Below are 18375 nucleotides of genomic sequence, written 5' to 3'. Positions count from 1 at the left end.
AACCCGCAGGGTTTTATTCGGCTTTATTTTCACCTGCTTTCATTGCAGCTTCTTCTTTTTTAGCGTCTTGTTTGTCTTTAATGTCGGCAATGCCGATAAACACGGAAATAAGTCCGACAAAGGCTGTAAAAATGGGTAAACCGCCGCGTAGGAAGAGCAAAATGTCTTTTCCCCAGCCAAGTCCTATACCGGCTGTCTCCGGCGGGAGCGCTGCAAAAACCGTAAAGAGAATCATAGCAGCCCCGATAATAAGCGCTATCATAGCAACCTCCTGTTTTCACCTCTAAAACTTGCAATTTTTAGAGGCTTGCTGTAAAGATGACCCGTACACGATTCGAACGTGCGACCTGCTGCTTAGGAGGCAACCGCTCTATCCACCTGAGCTAACGGATCATGGATGACGCTGCTTATATCGGCATATCAGCTATGCTTCTTAAACAGCTTCTATTTTATAGAGTATAGAAAAAAAATAGGCTTTTTACAAGCCCTCTATTTTAGAAGAAGGGAAAAACATATCGAAACAGCAGATACTACAGGGCATCTCTAAAAACTTCAGTTTTTAGAGATGCCCTACAAATTATCTGAGGCGGTTGCCATTAAAAGCCTGTCTCCAAAACTTATATTCCGTGCTTGTCGTTATAAAGTTTTATCGGTATACTGCTGGTGAATGCACTTTCTTAATACGAGGTAATAGAGTAATAATGACACTTGATGCAAAAGTACACGGAAAGATTCTTTACGAGGATGAGAATCACAAGTTTATCTGGCTGGGCGGCGAAACAAAATATCGGAAAGGAGCCGTACAGACCATGCAGTATCTGATTATCGATAACGGCCGCGGCATTTTACTTGATCCGGGCGGAGTACATCTTTTTTCACAGGTAGTAACTGCTGTAAGCAGGTTTATTTCGGTAGACAAAATCGATATTATCTTTTTTTCGCATCAGGATCCGGATGTCTCTTCGGGAATTGCGCTATGGCTCGGTATTACGCAGGCTCAAATTTATATTTCTTCTCTCTGGCTTCGATTTATGCCCCACTTCGGTATCGTGGATGTTTCGCGTATGACCGGCATTCCTGATAAGGGTATGAGCGTCTCTTTGCCTTCCGGCAGCAAGATGCGCTATGTGCCTTCCCATTTTATGCATTCGCCGGGGCAGTTTTCGCTTTTTGATGAACGTTCCCGTATTTTATTTAGCGGTGATATCGGTGCCGCCGTTTTTGAAAAAGAAGAAGATGAAACGCTTTTTATCGACGATTTCCAAAAACATATTCCATTGATCGAACCGTTTCATGTCAGATATATGGCTGCTAACAAAATTGTCAAACGATGGGTTGATGCGGTACGGCTATTAAATCCGGTAATTATTGCGCCGCAGCACGGAGCTATTTATACCGACGATAAAGTCGAACTTTTCTTAAATTGGCTTTCCCATTTGCAATGCGGGATCGATTATCTGGATAGGTTATTTTAGGAAATAGGTGTATATGGAAATAGATGAACAGACAGCTCTGCAGAATTTTTCCGATTTAGTAGATAAAATTGTAGTTAAATACAATAAAGGCGTTGTATTAGACTTTGTAACGCGACATTCGTTTCAAATTATCAATAGCTCGATGGAACAACTGGAAAAGCGGTTTGAAACTATCATTTCGGCTTTTGAACAAATCGAAAAGGAGAGTAGTTCTTCCGCATCCAATATCGACCGTGTGGACGATATGTTGGAGCAAACACTGTTAAGTAGAAAACAGCTGCAAACGGATATTCATCATCGGGTAGAGGAGATCGATGCTGCGGCTTTAAATGCGCAAAATACCGCCTCGTCTTTTCAGCTTTTAAAAGAACGTACGGGGGAAGTTAAATCGATGCTTGGGGATATACAAGAAGTATCGATAAAAACAGGCATCCTTGCGATCAATGCCTCCATCGAAGCTGCCCGTGCAGGAAAGGCGGGGGACAGTTTTAGGATTATTGCAAATGAGGTACGGACTCTTTCTACCAAAACAGGAACTTTTGCAAAAACGATAGAAGCAAAGCTCGCAGAATTACAGGCATCGGTAAACGATATCAGCGAAAATATGTCTCTTTTTATTTCGCTATTTTCAAAGTTTCAACAATCGTTTAACGGTGTACTTACCGCTTTTGATAAGGACTCTGTCGTTTTAAATGATGCAGGGCTCGCACTGACGGAAGTAACGTCTTCAATTAAAGAGCAGGATACTACAATCCATGAAGGATTTGCCTCTTTAAAAGATATCGAAACCTTCTTAAAAGAAACAAGCGCTATCTTGGAAGTGGTACAGACAAGCCACAGACATTTAGGGACATTACTTCAGAAGAAAGAATAAAACTTATACTTTAAATTTTCCTACTTCGGCTGCAAGCTTTTCTATACTTTGCCGGTTTTTCTGCGTCATTGCATTGACTTCCTGTACGGCATTGTTAATCTGTATTGCGCCTGAGGCCATTTCGTTCATACTATCGGTGATGGTGCGCGTTAAGTCGTCAAGTGTATGCATTTCTTGCGCTGCACCTTCTCCGCCTTTCAGCATCTCTTCGGAGCCGGCCTGTACTTCGGTTGTTACGATATTAATATTTTTAATTGCCGATAGAATTTCCTTGCTGCCGTTTTCCTGTTCTTTCATTGCTGCAGTTAAAAGGTCGCTCATCGATTTTATTTGTTCCGCAAGTTCGAAAATTAAATTGAATTTTCCCTCTACGATTTTAGATGATGCCGATAACGTTTCGATTTCTGCGGTTAAAGATTTAAGCGTTGCGGTAATTGTTTTTCCTTGTATTGCGGAGTCTTCCGACAGCTTACGGATTTCATCGGCAACGACGGCAAAACCTTTTCCTGCTTCGCCGGCATGCGCCGCTTCGATGGCTGCGTTCATGGCAAGCAAGTTTGTTTGGCTTGCAATGTGCTGAATGACATTTGAAGCTTCCATCAAAGAGCCGGATTCTTCGGCAATCTTTTGCGTTACGGTATTTGAAGTTACCAACGTCGCTTTTCCGTCTCCGGTGGCGGAAACAAAATTTTTAATAATTTGGTCGGTTTTTCCGAGGGTTTGGCCGATCGAAGCGATGTTTGCAACCATTTGCTCTATCGAAGACGAAGATTGAGCGACGCTGCCGGCTTGCATTTCGATGTTGCTATTCAACTGTTTTATTGTTCTGATAATCTCTTCAACGGTTGCCGCCGTTTCGGTAACACTCGCCGCTTGATTGATCATTTTTTCTTTTACGGTTTCGGTAGTTGCCGTAATCTGCCGTATTGCACTTGCCGTTTCCAGCATATTATCGGCGAGATTAACGCTGGTTACTTCCATATCGGCGGTGTTTGCTTCTATCGAACGGATTGCTCCCGCTATCTTTCCTATAGTCTCGTTAAAATACCGCGCTATATCGGTCAGTTCATCCTTTCCCTTTACCGGAAGAGCAACCGTTAAGTCGCCTGTTCCCTGCGCTATCTCTTTAAGAGCGTCTGCCGTTTTTTGGAGCGCACGGGAAAGTCCTGATGAGACAGCAAAAATAATACATACAACTAAGATTACGAGCACCGTATCGATGATGATAATTAGTCTAACTGCAACCATGTATTTTTGCCGATAATCGGTTGTAATAAGTGTCCAGCCCGTTGTCGGGATCTTTGCGTATGCGGCGTCTTTTATTGCTCCTTCATATTTGTATGAACCGGATCCGGAAGATGCCGATTGAACTGCTTTATGTTCAAAAAGACCTACGCTTTCAAGACTTTTATCGGATTGAGATTTGATATACGAATTTTCTTGCGAATAAATCAGCGCAACATTACTGTCGGCAATCGTAACGCCGTTTTGATCAAGGATATAGACTTCGCCCGTCTCTCCTATTTTGATGTTCCGTATTGTTTCGTATATTTTGAGCCCGTCATACACGGTTGCGATTGTTCCGATAATTGTTTTGTCTTTTCCGTAGATAGGAGCCGCTATTGTGCAGACGAGGGAGCCGTCTTTATTCGAAGGATATGGAGTGCTTAAAAAAAATTCACCCTGCAAACTTTTTTTAAACCATTCAAATTCTCTAGCGTCTGCCGTCGTCCCGTCGGTTCTGTAAGCATTCCCTTGGGTATCGGTTATCAACATCCGTAAACATCCGTCTTTTTTGGCCAGTTCTACCTCATCCTTTAAAACTTCTATTTTCGAGGATAACGGGATGTCTTGATGTGAAATGATCGATTCCCGTGATAGGGTTTCCATTTGTGTTCTAAATTTTTCAATATATGTTTGCTCAAATATTGTTGCTTGATTCTCCGCAAGCGTTATCAGATGGGAGGCTGCTTGCTGTTCAAGTGCAAGGCGAGAAGTACGAATAGAAATGACATTGATAATTGTCATTGAAACGGCAAACAGTAAACCGAAGCTTACCGATAAACGGGCTTTGAGGGGAAATCTTTTAAGCATAATTATTCCTTATACTTTATTTATCGTTAAACTAGGATTTATTGTTAAGTGTTTTACGGATTTTTCTCGATAAAAATGTATCCAAGGTATTCGAGGGCGCTGTAGAGTGTAGTAAAAGTGTCAGTGTATCCATAGCTGACGGCATAAAAGTTTACGCACCAGTATTCTTCTGCCCCCCCTGATACGGATGCTTGCTGTACATCTGCATCGCCTACGGCAATATCATTCCTATCAAAGTTTCGTTTGGTATTAGTGGTATTAGGAATTCTGCTGTCTCTGAGGGGTATACCTTGCGGACTTCCTGCTACTCTGAGTTGTACCGGATCCGTAACGGGTGTACCATAATCCTGCAATCGGAAGCGAACGGTAACGCTGGAAGACTGCCTGCCGATTAACGGACGTGTAGAGATTGTAGTTGTCTCTAAGCGATAGTATCTTTTAGTTGTTTCCAAGTACTGCACTGCCGAGAACGGATTGTCATCATTATATTGATTAATTTGACTCCTATCGTTTTCGCAGTCATTCTTCCGTTCATAGATACGGTAGTAAATTTCGGTTCCCCGGAAATAATCACCTACTGCGGCGAGATTTTGCGTATCGGCGGTAGCGAATTGGCAGTAACGGGCACTTAAGTCTGTAATATTACTGGGGTCGTGCCCTGAACGCTGCGGCTTCTCAAGGTAGATAAAGCTTTGGATGCCGCAGGAGGTAAGAAGCATACTACCGAGAACGCAGAGAAGGAAGATATATCTCTTATAGTCAAGCTGCACCGGCTGCATCATCCCTCATAGTATGCTTGCACCGTTATTGAATGGAAAGCGCGATAATCCGCGACTTTGCAAGCAGTGCCCAATCGTTGTCGGGGTATAATTCGGTAAGCTTGGTATATGCTTCGACCGCCTTATCCGAATGGGAAAGACTTTCCTCAAGCCGGCCGATATTAAACAGTGCCCGAGGTTTTAGCGGAAAATCATCGGAGGCTGCCGATAACGTGTAGAGTTCCAATGCTTTTTCGTGTTGCTGTAATTCATCGGCGCAGGCAGCCGCATTAAAGTAAGCAATACCGGCGGTATACGCTTTAGGCAGCGCTTCTCCTGCTTTTTGGTAAGCGGTAAGGGCTTTTTCCCAATCTTTGCGGAGTACGTAGATTTCCCCAAGAGTTGTATATGCCCGGAATCCGGAATAAGTACGGCCGTTTGATGCAGCTTGCTTTTCAAGTTTTTCGACGAGCGCATCTTCCTGTGCCATCATATCTTCGCTATTTTTACTCCGTAAATCGGTCCATTCGGAGATAATCGTTTCCGTTTCCGTGGATGCATTTTTTGCTCCGTGTGCAGTAACCGCAGATGCAGCCAAAGCGATAGCAACAACGACACAAACCGCTCCCAGTATAATAATAATCGGTTTCCGATGCCTCGTTAAAAATTCCCCGCAGCGTTCGGAAAAAGAAAGTGTCTGTTCATTTTTGTCTGCCATATATGTCTCCCGTTAGTTCTTTATGTTTAATTCTTTCATCAACCGTGAAAGATATGTTCTTTGAATGCCCATTATTGAAGCGGCAGCCGTTTGATTGCCGCCGGTAGTTTCAAGCACCGTCCTGATGTATTTCCGTTTAAATATATCGGTTGCGTTTTTGAGGCTGCCTAATTCGCCGGTAAACGCAGCGGTATGGTTGGGGAATAAGCACTCAGCGGTAATGAGCGGCGGATACCCGTTTAAACATCCGTATTCTATACTGTTTTTTAGTTCCCGTATATTCTCTTTCCATTCCGCGTTTTGCAGAGCTGCTTGGGCGTCTTCCGAAAAACCGGAGAAGGGCTTTCTTATTTCTTGCGCTGTCTGACGTAAAAAAAATTGAGCAAGCGCATCAATATCTTCTTTACGCTGCCTGAGCGGCGGTATGTACAGCGGCAGGACATTTAACCTACCGTACAGTTCCGATAGAAAGTCCCCTTCGCGGGTTAAGCGCTCAAGATCACGGGCGGTCGAGGCGATTAAGCGTATGTTTCCGCCGCTTTGTTCAAGCGCTAAAATTCTGTCCAAAAGCTTCTTTTGTAGATGAAGCGGAAGGACAGCCGCTTCGTCCAAGAACAGTGTTCCGCCGCCGGCTTGTTTAAAACAATCCTCACCGGCAGTGCTGCCGTCCTCGCCGCCGAATAAACGGTGTGCAAGCAATTCCTCTGCCGGTTCGGCGCAATTCACACGAATAAAGGGATAAGCCGCACGGCGGCTGTGAATATGCAGCTGTCTTGCAACCGATGCTTTTCCTACTCCGTTTTCACCTACAATTAGTACCGGTATATCGGAAGAAGCCAGCTGTTTACAAAGCTCAAGTTTCTCCCTCATCACCGGACTTGCCGCTATAAAGGGCTCTTCTTTCGATATATATCCGCTTCTTTGCTCCCCATACTTTACGGCATCGGCATAGAGCCGATATGCGCATGAAGTACGGTAAACCGGAGCGGCGTATCCGGCAACAATACCCAATAATGAAAGGTCGGATTCCGAAAAATCTCCTCCATTTTGTTTACCGACCGCTTCAAGAACTCCGATACACGCATCTCCTATGGATAGCGGTACGGCAATAAATCCTGATGCCGAATAAGGAGTTCCATCCATACCGTTGGAAGTAAACCCATTTTCAGCATCCGGCGTATTCATTCTTAACGGTTCGTTTTGCCGTAATACCCACGCCGCTGCTGCCGGTAATTCCTTTTTTGCATCAACGCGATAAAAGGTATCGTCGCATATATATGCAGCCGTTTGAGCTTTTTGCAGCATTTTGTCCGCCAAAAAAAGACAAGCAGCGGTACTATCCACTGCTTGCATACTCGAACGGAGAATAATTTCGAGCAACGTATCACCGGCAGCCGAAGCGCCGCCGGTAAATAAGGGGGTAGTTATAAGAGCAGCTAGTTTTTCGGGTAAAATACGGCCTGAAATATACATACGCTGCTCTTACAGCAACACTATTCCGATGCTTTATTCTTCATTAAATCACCCAACGTAAAGGCTCCTTCGCCGTCTTCCTGTTTGGTAGACATATAGCGGGAAAGCTCTTCTTGCTGGAGACGTTTCTTATAATCGCGAATTGAAAAAGCCGTTTTCTTATCCTTGACATTTACGTCAAGAACAGTCGCTTTTACTTTATCGCCGACAGCATATTTCTTTAATACTTCATCGGGATTATCTTCGCGGTTTTCTACAAGATTTTGCTTGTGAATAAGGCCTTCGATACCGCCGGGAACTTTAACAAATATACCGAAATCGGTTACCGAAGTAACTTCGCCTTCGACGATTGAGCCGGGCTTATATGCTTCTGCAAAGGTCTTCCACGGGTCGTCGCTCAGCTGCTTTACACCGAGTCTGATGCGGTGTTCCGCAGGGTTGCATTCGATAACGATAACCTCAAGCTCTTGTCCTACTTCCAGTTCGCTGTTCGGATGGCGTACCCGTTTTGTCCAAGAAAGGTCGTCAACATGCAGGAAGCCGTCAATTCCTTCTTCAAGCTCAATAAAAGCGCCGGCATTGGTCAGTTTAACCACTTTACGGGTTAAGCGGGTTCCGACAGGATACCGTTCATCGATGTTATCCCACGGATTTGCCGTTACTTGCTTTAATCCGAGCGAAACGCGTCCTGCCTGAATATCGTAGCCGAGGATCATGCATTCGACTTCATCGCCGATTTTAACCATATCGCTCGGTTTGCTCACCTTTTTCACCCAGCTGAATTCGCTGATGTGCACAAGGCCTTCGATACCTTCCGACAACTCTACAAAGGCGCCGAAATCGGTAATCTTGGTAACATGGCCTTTGACAATGTCATTTACTTGGAATTTATCTTCAAATTCAAGCCACGGATCAGGTGTAAAGTGTTTTAATGAGAGATTAATGCGTTTTTCGGCAGGATCAAGTCTGATAACTTTTAAATCGATTTCCTGTCCTTTTTTAACAAAGTCTTTAGGACGGGTAACATGACCCCAGCTCATATCATTGATATGCAGCAAACCGTCGAATCCGCCGAGGTCGATAAAAGCACCGAAACTGGTAAAGCTCTTTACCGCTCCCTTTACGACGTCTCCGATATTGGTATTTTCAAAAAATGCCTCGCGGTTCTTTTCTACCGTATCTTCAAGGTATTTTCTTCTATTAACTACAATGTTGTCCCTGTTTCCCTTGCGGTCGAACACCATTTTTTCAATATAGAACGAGCCTTTTTGGCCGAGCAGGGATTCAGGCTTATCTACTTTTTGAGCGGCAGCCTGACTGATCGGCAGGAATGCAATCATGTTTGCGCCAAGATCGACATCGTATCCGCTCTTATTTACAAGCTTTGTGATGACGCCCGTTACCGGAGTTTTATCCCGGTATGCATTTTGCAGCTTTTTGCGTAAAACGGTTCGGTCTGCTTTCTGCTTGGAGATAATCAGCTTTCCGTCCGTCGCCTCGGTCTTTTCGATGTATACCTGTACGATATCGCCGAGCTGAGGCTCTTCGGTAAATTCTTCGCGTGCAACGCGTCCTTCCGATTTACCGCCAACGTCAATAAAAACCGAATCATCGGTTATCGCAATAATACGGCCTTCTTTTAATGTTCCGACTTCAGGAGATTCAAAATTTAAATACTCCTCTGGTAATTGTGTTTGGATGCTCTGATCGGAATTTGTAACCGCATCCATTGCCACTTCCTTCTTTTCCATAAACAACCCTTTTTCGTGTATTTTGTCTTTTATTTTCTCACAAACCTGCATTATGGTCAAGTCCGATGTATCTAAATAGAAAGCATCCGTAGCAATTTTTAAACTGCCTTCTTTTTTATTCCGGTCGATGGTATCCCGCTCTTCTATGTTCTTCCGTATTTCTGCTTCCGAAAGGCTGCTGGTACCTTGCCCGAAGCGGCGCTTTGTGCGGGCTTCTACGGACGCGTCGAGGTATACCTTGCATTCGGCATCGGGAAAAACGACGGTGGTCATATCCCGGCCTTCGCAGACAATGTCCAGTTGAGCCGCCGCAGCGCGGATTTTTTTATTGATAAGATGCCGAATAGGGACAATCGCGGAGAGAGCGGCAACGATCGATTCTACGGCATCGCTGCGGAGATACGGTTCCACGCAAGCGCCGTTTAAATACATTCCGTCCCGTTTATATTCAAGCGGTACGGTTTCGGCAAAATTTATCCACTTTGCTTCGTTTTCCAAATCCGGTTTTTCCGCACCGGCGCCGCTTTCATCCCCGCCCAAGGAGCGGAGCACCGCGAGCGCCATTGCACGGTAAAAGCTACCGGTATTCATAAAGGTAAACCCTAAATCCGCTGCGAGCATCTTTGCAACGGTACTTTTACCCGAACCTGCCGGGCCGTCTATCGCAATAATCATTTTTTACCGCCTTTTAGAGCTTCCGGAACTTCTTTTAATAAGAGATTCGTTTCCGTCCGTGTCGGAAGATGTTTAAGCCGCACCGGCAACTCGTCTCCGCCGGCGCTTTCGGAAGAAGATTCGATAAAGAGCCCCCATTCGATGCCTTTCTTTTCGGCATAGCCGTACTGCTGCTGTATCTTTTTAGGTTCGGGGAATACTTCGACGCGGATACCGTTCCGTTCGAGATAAGCCGCCGCCGCACTATTCAGGCGAATGGAGTTGCCTTTCTCGTAAAAAATAACGGCGTCGATAAAACCGGCCTCTTTGGAGACGATACCGAGCTGTTCCAAGCCTGCGAGGAGGCGGTCAAGTCCGATCGAAGCGCCGACCCCGCTGACCGTATCCTTCATGTAGAGCCCCGTTAGATTATCGTAGCGGCCGCCGGAGCAGACGGAGCCGAGCTGCGGAAGGTCTGTTAAAAAGGTTTCGTACACGATGCCGGTGTAGTAGTCAAGGCCGCGCGTAATGGACGGGTCAAGCACAAAGTTTCCGGCAATGCCGGCATCGCATAAAAGCTGATATACTTCCCGTAAGCGGCCGGTATCGGGGGCGGCGCCTCCTGCAAGCGATTCTATATGCGCAAGAACCGTTTCAAAATCGGCGCCTACCGGAAAGCTGTTGCTGTATTGCACAATCTGCTCGGCCTTTTCCGCTCCGGCAATCTCGCTCAGCTGTTTGATTACCTCTTCTTTGCCAATTTTTGCGAGTTTGTCGACGATGCGGAGAATATCTTCGCTTTTATCCTTTAACTCCAGCCGAGCCAAGAAGCGGTTGAATATGCCGCGGTGCGAAATATGAATGCGGAAGTTTGTTACGCCGAGCGCTTTGAGGGCGCTGTACATAACTTTCAGGATTTCAAAATCGGTATAGGCACAGTCCGAACCGACGCTGTCAAAATCGCACTGAATAAATTCGCGGTAACGTCCTGCCTGCGGTTTTTCTCCGCGCCAAACTTTTGCAATATGATATCGTTTAAACGGAAAGTATAATTCGCTGTAGTGCTCCGCTATAAAGCGGGCAAAGGGGACGGTAAGGTCAAAACGGAGCGCAATGTCGCGTCCGCCGTTATCGTTAAAACGGAATACTTGTTTTTCGGTTTCCCCATTGCTTTTGCGCAGCAGCACTTCGGAATATTCCAAGGCGGGGGTGTCGATGGGAACAAACCCTGCATTTCTGAATACGTTTGTAACGGTTTCGATTAAAAGAGCCCGCCGTATTTCGTCGCGGGGTAAAAAATCTCTAAATCCTTTAAGAACTTTCGGTTGTATCAATTCACTCATTTTTTCAGTATACTGAAACTTTCCGTTTGTTACCAGTGTAATTCACACCGCCTGTTTTTAAAAGGAAAGGTTGAGCAGCCTATCTGCCGCTTAACCTGCATTGCCGCAAAGGCGATGTCAGGTTGAAGCGGGTGTTAGATGATTCTTATTTCGGAAAAGCAACTTCCAAGTGTCTTCTTTCTTTTACACAATCCTTTAGATAATAATTGATTATATTCTGATACGGCATACCTGTTTCCTCTGCCATATTTTTAAAATAATTGACTACTTCGTCATCAAGACGGATGGTAATCTGTTTCTTTAATTTATCTGCATAGGGATTCTTGATTCCATTTGAAAAATCATAATCGGCTCTCATATTAATTACCTCCGTATTGTTGTGCTTCGTGTAAATTTGCTTTTCTTGCAGAAATTATTCTAATTCTATCATTTTCTCTATAGCAATGACAAACGAGCAGCATATGCATTTCTGAACTCAAACCAAGCATAATAAACCGATCTTCATCAATATTTGAATGATCAGGATCTGCAATCAATACCGCATTTTCATCATAGAATACGGTTTTTGCTTCCTCAAAAGTTACTTTGTGCTTTGCGTAATTTAAATCTGCTTTTACCGGATCCCATTCAAATATTATTGTATCCATAATTATATTATAATTATGCTTCTGCATTTGTCAACATAAAAAAAGCTAAATTTTTACTTAAATTAAACTTGAGGAACTTTTTCAATAAGAACTTTCTTATTTTTCCAATACAAAAAATCATACGCTATTGCAGCATCGATCACTGCTCTATTCATAAAAAGCTACCGAGACTTGACTTTTTAGACAAAAATATATCGAAAGATTTTTATTATAAAGAATAAGTGCCGCTGTGCGGCATCCGTCTAACTATTATTCTGCGGGGCTGTTAAAAAACAATCTGATGCGTTTGCCCGGATTTTTTCGCTTGCATAAGGGGAAAAAGCAGGGTATTCTTTGTACATGACTGCACATAAACGCCTCGGCATCTTAACATCGGGGGGTGATGCTCCCGGTTTAAACGCCGCTATCAGAGCTTTGGCCCGGACAGCAATGAACCGTTACGGCATGGAAGTGGTCGGTATTGAGCAAGGGTACCGCGGCCTCATCGAAAATAAGTATCACATATTAACAGAGCAGGATCTTTCCGGTATTCTTGCACGCGGCGGAACGATCTTGGGTGCTTCCCGTGAAAAACCGTTTAAAGACCGCGGCTGGCGTAATGCGGACGGCAGCGGGGCGGTGGATTGTATTAAAAAAAATTACAAAGACTTACGGTTAGACTGTCTTGCCGTTCTCGGTGGCAATGGGTCGCAGACTACTGCCGATATGCTCGTAAACGAAGGACTGAACATCATCGGTATTCCGAAAACCATCGACAACGATATCGTGCATAATGATATGAGCTTCGGCTTCCACACTGCGCTTGATATTGCAACGGATGCTATTGATCGATTGCATACGACGGCGGCAAGCCATAACCGTATTATGGTGATAGAAATTATGGGGCATAAAGCGGGATGGCTTGCCCTGTATGCAGGCATTGCCGGCGGCAGCGACATCATTATTATTCCGGAAATTCCCTATAGAATTGAATTAATTGCGGAGCACTTACGGGAACGCCGTATAAAAGGAAAAAACTTTTCGGTGGTTGCGGTTGCCGAGGGTGCCGTGTCGTTTCAAGAAAAGGATATGAACAAAAAGGCCTTAAAGGAAGCGCGCAAAACAATGGCCGGTTCAATAGGATACCGGGTTGCAAGAGAGATTGAAGAGGTTACCGGCGCAGAAGCGCGGGTAACCGTGCTCGGTTATTTGCAGCGGGGCGGCACTCCCTCCGGCTACGACCGCATATTGGCGACACGGTTCGGCGCCGCTGCTGCGGAGCTTGCTGCAGCAGATCAGTACGGCGTTATGACAGCTCTGCAACAGGGTGTTATCACTGCCGTACCGCTCAGCAAGGTCGCCGATAAGGTCAAAAAAGTGCCGGAAGGCCACCCGATGATTCTTGCTGCGCGGGACGTCAGTACCTGCCTTGCCGGTTAGCTGCCGAGGCCGCCTTTTTTAATTTCAAAGTGGCTAAAGCTCATTGTAAAAGAGGCGCGTCCCTGCGTAACGGAGCGGAGATCGGTAGAAAAACCGAAGAGCTTTGCCATCGGCGCCTGTGCATGAACAACATCGATGCTCGGTTTTGAATCCATGCCGAGTACCATACCGCCGCGCTGCGTCATCTGACTCATCGCATCTCCGACAAATTCCTTAGGGCAGAGAATGTCGACATTCATCACCGGCTCCAGCAGTTCGGGAGAGGCTTTACGGCAGGCCTCGTCAAAACCCATCGCGGCGGCGGCTTCAAAGGCAAAGGTTGTTGCAGTCAGCTCGTCGTATTCCGCATCGATAAGGGTTACGCCGATGTCTACGCAGGGGTAGCCGTATTGAATACCCGAATTAAAGGCGCCGCGGATTGCGTGTTCTACCGCCTCGACAATATCTTCGGGCAGGGAATGCGCCTGCGGAGTTCCTCCCGTCGAAACTTTCACTTTGTTCTTAAAGCTGTTCCCCGAACCCCGTTCAAGCGGTTCCACACGGAGTGTAATCTGTGCGGTTTGTTCTTTACCGGCAAGCACCTTACTGAACCGTTCGGTATGTTCCACTGTCTGCGTGATGGATTCGCGGTAAGTTACTTGGGGTTTGCCGATACGGGCTTCCACCTTAAAGTCCTGCAGCATACGGGTTGTAAGGACATCCAAGTGCAGCTCTCCCATACCGGAGATAATCAGCTGCCCCGTCTCCGAATCCTCGCGGCTTATAAAGGTCGGATCTTCCCGCGATAAAATCGCGAGCGTGTCTTTTAGTTTATCGCTTTCAGAAAGGCTTTTAGGTTCTATGGCTACGGAAATAACCGGTTCGGGGAACTGCATGGATTCAAGCAGTATCGGCATTCCTTCGCTGCCGAGCGTGTCACCCGTTTGTGCCAGCTTGAGCCCGACAAACACGGCAATGTCGCCGGCTTCTACGCTGTCCATCGGTTCCGATTTATTGGAGTGCATCCGCAAGATACGGCTGACCCGTTCCCGTTTTTTCTTTCCTGCATTGTATACCTGATCGCCTGATTTTATCTTTCCCGAATACATCCGCACATAGCAGAGCGCTCCTGCTTCCCTATCGTATTGAATCTTAAAGACAAGGCCGAGCGGTACTCCGCCGACCTTACAGGGGATAGAAACGGGTGTGCCTTTTTTCAGTTGAATGCCTTCGGCAGGCGCCACCTCATCGGGGGCAGGCAAATAGTCTACGATAGCGTCGATGAGAGGCTGAATACCGATATTGCGCCGCGAGGCTCCGCATAAAAACGGAATATAATCGCGCTGAAGTACCGCCTTTCTGATCTCTTTTTTTATCAGTTCTGCAGGAATGGGTTCTCCTTCAAGCATCAGCTCCGTTACCGTGTCGGAATAGGCGGAAACGACATCCAGCATTTTTTCGCGGTATTTTTCCGCCTCCGCACGGTATTGCTCTGAAAGCGGGCTGCGGGTGAATTTTTCCCCTTCGGTTTCCGCATCCCAGCGAATCTCTTCCATTGTAACAAGGTCGATGACTCCTTCAAAGCTTTCTGCGCTGCCGATGGGGATTTCAAGCGGCATTACCGTGCAGCCGAATTTTTCTTTAACATCCTCCATCGCCGCAAAAAAATCGGCGCCTATTCTGTCCATTTTGTTTACAAAGCAAATACGCGGCACGTGATAACGGTCGGCTTGTCTCCACACCGTTTCGGTTTGCGGCTGCACCCAGCCTACTGCGCAAAGCACAGCGACCGCTCCGTCGAGTACACGCAGCGAGCGTTCCACCTCAGCGGTAAAGTCGACATGTCCGGGTGTGTCGATAATATTGATTTGATGGTCGCGCCAATAGGTTGTCGTTGCGGCACTTTGAATGGTTATACCGCGGTCTTGCTCCTGCTGCATCCAATCCATTGCCGCAGCTCCGTCATCGATTTCTCCGATACGGTGGATTTTTCCGGTATAAAAAAGAATGCGTTCTGTTGTGGTGGTTTTTCCGGCATCGATATGCGCCATGATGCCGATATTCCGCATAGTATTAAGCACGTACTGCTCCTTTTTAATTCGTTAACGAGGTGTTGATTGATTTGCACTCGAATTAATAGGCGGTTTTAGTTACAACCGTCTATTTGATCCATCGTTGTATCATAAAACACAACCTTATTTCTTCCCGTCTGCTTTGCACGATATAGCGCGCAATCAGCTTTATGAATCATCTGCTCAAAGGTATCTTCTTCAGACGGTGTTTCCGAGAAAACTCCGATGCTGATTGTGGCTTGTCCTACTATTTCTTTCGGATGCCTTTCATGCATTGTTTCTACCGTTTTCCGGATGCCTTCCGCGATATGCATCGCTTTGTCGGGGAAGAGGTTATACATCACAATGAGGAATTCTTCACCGCCGTACCGGCCGGTTAAGTCCGTTTCCGTACGGATACGCTTTTTTAAATCCGCTCCGATTAAGCGTAACAGTTCGTCGCCTGCTTGGTGTCCGAAGCGGTCATTATAGTTTTTAAAAAAGTCAATGTCGAACATCATAACCGCTATTGCAGTTTTATGCTCCATTACCATTTGCCATATCTTTAAGCCGAGCATATCGATATATCGGCGGTTGCCTATTCCGGTTAAGTGATCAAGCAGGGAAAGCTCTTTAAGAGTAAAGTTATCTTGTATCAATACCAGCTGCTTTTCTTCAAGCAGATCGGCATACCGCTGCAGCCAATACAACTTATGGATTTTGTAGGCTAAGAAAACCATAATCGAGACTACTACGATATAAAACCAAATCATAACGGGAGAAATGAGAAAACTTTGCTGTATGGTAAATGAAACACTGTCGTGTACGACATCTTGCCCTTCCGCCGCATTTTTTACTGAGAACGTATACGATCCGGGTGGTAAGTGTGTATATCGTACATAGTTTCGGTCGGATGAAACGATCCAATCTTTGTCGATACCGCTTAGTTTATAGGCGCAAACGGGCTTTTTGCGCCGGGAAGAGTAGGGGGCGGCAAATGAAATTTTAATATCATCTGTTTTATAGCCGAATACTAACGGCTGCTTTTTTGCATATAAATTGACCGGCTCACCGTCGGCTGTCAGTGCCCGTATCTTGATAGGTGCAAATTGGAGGCGGAAGGTATAGAGTTTTTCTTGAGAGATTTTTAATATACCCTTGTCGGTACCGAAGAAAAACAGCCCTTTATCTTTTAAAGCGATAGGAGAACATGAAAAATAGCCGTATTGACGTATATTGGCGATATTATATGCTTGAGCCGTTTCATGTGTCATATCGAATAAATTTAAATATTTAAGGGCGGCTATCCATAAAAAGCTGTCATCCGCATCGGTAATCCCGATAATCTGATTGGAGGAAAGCCCTATATCTTTTGTATAGGTTCGGAAGAGTTCTGTTTTTGGGTTAAACCGGCAGATACCGCCGTCGTTTGTGCCGAACCAGAGGAAGCCTTTTGTATCTTCGCAAAAGGAATCGACACGGTTGGAAGAAATACCGGTCGGCTTGTTTACATCATATAAGTACGCGATAAAGTCTTCTGTCTCCGGCACATATCGGCATAGACCTTTATTTGTACCGATCCACAGCGTACCGTGACTGTCCCGGTTGACAAAAAAAACAATGTCGTTGCTCAACGAGCGGGGGGTATCGGAATGGCGGTATTGTGCAAGTATCCCTTTTGTAGGAGAAAAATGAATAAGCCCCGCGCCATAAGTGCCGATCCAAAGTGTATCATCAAGGTCTTGATAAATAGACCGTATCAAAAAGCTTGAGGTGTCGGATACTCTATTATTGTAGAGTGAAATAGGTGTAAACGAAGCGGCTGTTGAATCAAAAAGGTACAGTCCCTTGTTGGTACCTATCCAAGCTTCCGTATCGCTGATAACACTGATGGAATAAATGAGGGCGCTGTTTACTTGGTTTTCGTCCACTATGAAGGGAAATTCTTTCGGTTCCGATCCGCCAAGGCTGTACCGCGCAAGGATGTTATGTGAAGCCGCCCAAATGTAGTTGGCGCTGGCTGCTAAACAAGAAATGGTATCCTCAAGATGTGCTAATTTTTTTTGAGCTTCGGCAGGTTCGGTATAGAGAGGTACTGCAATATCGCCCGAAAGCCGGCTTAAATCCGCTATGTTCAGCGAATCGGCCGTACCCACAAACAGCATATTATATTTGTTTATAAAAAGCGAATAAATGACGTTATTGGTAAGAGAGCCCGTCAGATTTTGATTGGCTTTATAGGGAGTTACTTCTTTTGTCTTCTTATTGATGATATACATGCCGCTGCCCCATGTACCTACCGCAATATAATTGTCGGTGATAAAATTATTGTAGAGCGTGTATATCCGTGCATCCGGTAATGAATACACTTCGTATTTGTTCTTGCTCGGTGTAATACGGATAAGCCCGACACCCCAGACAGAAAGCCAATACGTGCCGTTAACGTCTTCGATAAAATGGTATACAACCCCATGTTTTCCGGGGCATCCTTCGGGTATCAGAGAGCACGGTTCAAATGAGCCCTCTGCTTCATTATACTGCCATACTCCGTCATACGTTGAGGCATAGATGATGCCGCGGGAATCTTCGCTGATCGAACGGATGGTATTATTTCCGATAAAAGAATTGTATTGGTGATTATTAAAAGGGGTAAAGTTTTTACAGCTGCCGTCGCGGCAAAAGTATAATCCGTTGATTGTCCCTATCCATAAGTGCCGTTTTGAGTCTCGGAAAACCGCTGTAATTACATCATCACTGACAGGAAAATGGCCGATCGTTCCGTTTTTGATATCAAAACGCTCCAGCCCGCTGTATGTACCGAGCCATAGGATATCATCGGTGTCCATATAAATGGTTTGGATTTGGCTTGACCGGATAGTTGTGTTGTCAAAGGGCAGGTGCTCATATTTTTCGGACGTAATTCCATTATACTTAATAAGTCCTGAATGGGTAGCGAAGTACAGACAATCATGGCTGTCTTCCGCAACGCCGACTACCGCATTAAAGGGGAATAGAGCCGGTTCGGTATAAAATGAAAGCGGTATTAAATCCGTACAAAATACCAGACCGGCCATTAAAAAAAGTGTGCTAACGAATGTTATAAAATATTTCATGCCTGCTCGTACGATCCTTTTTATAG

At 45.4% G+C, this 18375-nt stretch carries 14 protein-coding genes and 1 tRNA gene; 3 read left to right on the top strand and 12 right to left on the bottom strand.

What is annotated here, in order from left to right; genetic code table 11:
* Nucleotides 1–13 precede the first annotated feature (13 nt).
* On the bottom strand, nt 14–262 hold the full coding sequence (locus HMPREF1222_RS05130) for a hypothetical protein (RefSeq protein ID WP_006187979.1): 249 nt from the start codon (nt 260–262) through the stop codon (nt 14–16).
* A 57-nt stretch (nt 263–319) separates the two neighbouring features.
* Nucleotides 320–393: transfer RNA gene (locus tag HMPREF1222_RS05125), tRNA-Arg, on the bottom strand.
* A gap of 308 nt (nt 394–701) precedes the next feature.
* Between HMPREF1222_RS05125 and HMPREF1222_RS05120 the strand changes: the two genes are divergently transcribed.
* Nucleotides 702–1475, top strand: coding sequence for an oxygen-binding di-iron domain-containing protein (locus tag HMPREF1222_RS05120; protein WP_006187977.1), 774 nt, complete (start codon nt 702–704; stop codon nt 1473–1475).
* Between the two features lie 13 nt (nt 1476–1488).
* Nucleotides 1489–2349, top strand: coding sequence for a methyl-accepting chemotaxis protein (locus HMPREF1222_RS05115; RefSeq protein ID WP_006187976.1), 861 nt, complete (start codon nt 1489–1491; stop codon nt 2347–2349).
* A 3-nt stretch (nt 2350–2352) separates the two neighbouring features.
* On the opposite strand, the gene HMPREF1222_RS05110 is transcribed toward HMPREF1222_RS05115, so the two are convergent.
* The 8 genes from HMPREF1222_RS05110 to HMPREF1222_RS05075 form a co-directional block, all read right to left on the bottom strand.
* Entirely contained in the window at nt 2353–4443 is a 2091-nt protein-coding gene (locus HMPREF1222_RS05110) for a methyl-accepting chemotaxis protein (protein ID WP_016518495.1), read from the bottom strand.
* A gap of 53 nt (nt 4444–4496) precedes the next feature.
* Nucleotides 4497–5225 carry a hypothetical protein gene (locus HMPREF1222_RS05105; RefSeq protein ID WP_081636878.1) on the bottom strand — a complete coding sequence of 243 codons (729 nt, stop codon included), beginning with the start codon at nt 5223–5225 and terminating at the stop codon, nt 4497–4499.
* A gap of 22 nt (nt 5226–5247) precedes the next feature.
* The gene (locus HMPREF1222_RS05100; RefSeq protein WP_016518493.1) at nt 5248–5919 is read right to left on the bottom strand and encodes a tetratricopeptide repeat protein; all 672 of its coding nucleotides are present in this window, start codon (nt 5917–5919) and stop codon (nt 5248–5250) included.
* Nucleotides 5920–5931: 12 nt separating this feature from the next.
* Complete coding sequence (locus tag HMPREF1222_RS05095) at nt 5932–7392, bottom strand: sigma 54-interacting transcriptional regulator (protein ID WP_016518492.1); 1461 nt, start codon at nt 7390–7392, stop codon at nt 5932–5934.
* 20 nt (nt 7393–7412) lie between these two features.
* Nucleotides 7413–9818 (bottom strand): bifunctional cytidylate kinase/30S ribosomal protein S1, encoded by a 2406-nt coding sequence (locus HMPREF1222_RS05090; protein WP_016518491.1) that lies wholly within the window; start codon nt 9816–9818, stop codon nt 7413–7415.
* On the bottom strand, nt 9815–11140 hold the full coding sequence (gene hisS, locus HMPREF1222_RS05085; RefSeq protein WP_016518490.1) for a histidine--tRNA ligase: 1326 nt from the start codon (nt 11138–11140) through the stop codon (nt 9815–9817). The genes HMPREF1222_RS05090 and hisS overlap by 4 nt, the downstream gene beginning before the upstream one ends.
* Before the next feature lie 145 nt (nt 11141–11285).
* The gene (locus HMPREF1222_RS05080) at nt 11286–11498 is read right to left on the bottom strand and encodes a BrnA antitoxin family protein (protein WP_006187966.1); all 213 of its coding nucleotides are present in this window, start codon (nt 11496–11498) and stop codon (nt 11286–11288) included.
* A gap of 1 nt (nt 11499) precedes the next feature.
* Nucleotides 11500–11787 (bottom strand): BrnT family toxin, encoded by a 288-nt coding sequence (locus HMPREF1222_RS05075; protein ID WP_038076531.1) that lies wholly within the window; start codon nt 11785–11787, stop codon nt 11500–11502.
* 339 nt (nt 11788–12126) lie between these two features.
* On the opposite strand from HMPREF1222_RS05075, the gene HMPREF1222_RS05070 reads away from it, so the two are divergent.
* Nucleotides 12127–13206 carry a 6-phosphofructokinase gene (locus tag HMPREF1222_RS05070; protein ID WP_016518488.1) on the top strand — a complete coding sequence of 360 codons (1080 nt, stop codon included), beginning with the start codon at nt 12127–12129 and terminating at the stop codon, nt 13204–13206.
* Here HMPREF1222_RS05070 and fusA read toward each other — a convergent pair.
* Both fusA and HMPREF1222_RS05060 read right to left on the bottom strand, forming a co-directional pair.
* A complete protein-coding gene (gene fusA / locus HMPREF1222_RS05065; protein WP_016518487.1) occupies nt 13203–15266 on the bottom strand; it encodes an elongation factor G in 2064 nt (687 codons plus the stop codon). The genes HMPREF1222_RS05070 and fusA overlap by 4 nt on opposite strands.
* Nucleotides 15267–15331: 65 nt before the next feature.
* Nucleotides 15332–18349: a ligand-binding sensor domain-containing protein gene (locus tag HMPREF1222_RS05060; RefSeq protein WP_016518486.1), complete on the bottom strand. Its 3018-nt coding sequence runs from the start codon at nt 18347–18349 to the stop codon at nt 15332–15334.
* Nucleotides 18350–18375 lie beyond the last annotated feature (26 nt).

Origin of the sequence: Treponema vincentii F0403 (assembly GCF_000412995.1) — a bacterium.
In the GTDB taxonomy this organism is placed as follows: Bacteria; Spirochaetota; Spirochaetia; order Treponematales; family Treponemataceae; genus Treponema; species Treponema vincentii.
Note: the sequence above shows the minus strand (reverse complement) of the source record. Positions and strands in the feature narration are given on the sequence as shown.